1 protein-coding gene is annotated in these 1,083 nt (G+C 82.0%); it reads left to right on the top strand.

Annotation, left to right across the window (positions count from 1 at the left end; genetic code table 11):
* Positions 1 to 182: 182 nt before the first annotated feature.
* Positions 183 to 998 (top strand): SGNH/GDSL hydrolase family protein, encoded by an 816-nt coding sequence (locus ACI79A_RS19635; RefSeq protein ID WP_457085434.1) that lies wholly within the window; start codon positions 183 to 185, stop codon positions 996 to 998.
* The last annotated feature ends 85 nt before the right edge of the window (positions 999 to 1,083 follow it).

The raw sequence follows: 1,083 nt of genomic DNA, 5'->3' as shown, positions 1-1,083 counted from the left end.
CCCCCCCCCCCCCCCCCCCCCCCCCCCCCCCCCCCCCCCCCCCCCCCCCCCCCCCCCCCCCCCCCCCCCCCCCCCCCCCCCCCCCCCCCCCCCCCCCCCCCCCCCCCCCCCCCCCCCCCCCCCGGGGAAGGGGTCGCCGGGGGCGGGGCGGGCGGGCCCGCCGGGTGTGGTGCAGTGGTCGCGTGCAACCGGGCAGTGATCGACGGACGTGGCAGCGCTACATCGCGCTGGGGGACTCCTTCACCGAGGGGCTCAGCGACCCGGACCCCACCGCGCCCGATGCCTTCCGCGGCTGGGCCGACCGGCTCGCCGGCCACCTGGCCGCCGCCTCTCCCAGCGGGGAGATCGAGTACGCGAACCTCGCCATCCGCGGCCGGCTGCTCGCGCAGGTGCTCGACGAGCAGGTGCCGGTGGCGCTCGCGGCCGCACCCGACCTGGTGAGCCTGGTCGCCGGCGGCAACGACCTGCTGCGCCCCGGCGTCGACCCCGACCGGCTGGCCGCTGACCTGGAGACCGCCGTGGTCGCGTTCCGGGAGGCCGGCGCCGACGTGCTGCTGGCCACCGGCGTCGACCCCCGGCAGACCCCGATCATCCGGCGCACCCGCGGCCGGGTGGCCGTCTTCAACTCCCACCTGTGGTCGATCGCCGCCCGGCACGGCGCCGTCGTGCTCGACCAGTGGGGCGCGGCCTGGCTGCAGGACGCGCGGATGTGGGACCCCGGTGACCGGATCCACCTGACCGCCGAGGGGCACCGCCGCACCGCGCTGGCCGCCGCGGCCGCCCTCGGCGTGCCGGTGGCCGACGAGGGCTGGCGCACCCCGCTGGAGCCCGCGCCGCCGAAGTCGGTCCGCGAGGTCGCCGCGCAGGAGCTGGCCTGGGTGCGCGGGTTCGTGCTGCCCTGGATCGGCCGTCGGCTCACCGGCCGGTCCTCCGGCGACGGCCGCGTCGCCAAGCGCCCGGTCGCCGCCCCGCTGGGCGGCGCCGCGCAGCTCGGGTAGGCCGTTCCGTGGGGGGGGGGGGGGGGCCCCCCCCCGCCCTCCCCCCGGCCCCGCCCGCGCGCCGCGGCGCGGGGGGGGGGCCGCG

Source organism: Modestobacter sp. SYSU DS0657 (assembly GCF_054050925.1).
Note: the sequence above shows the minus strand (reverse complement) of the source record. Positions and strands in the feature narration are given on the sequence as shown.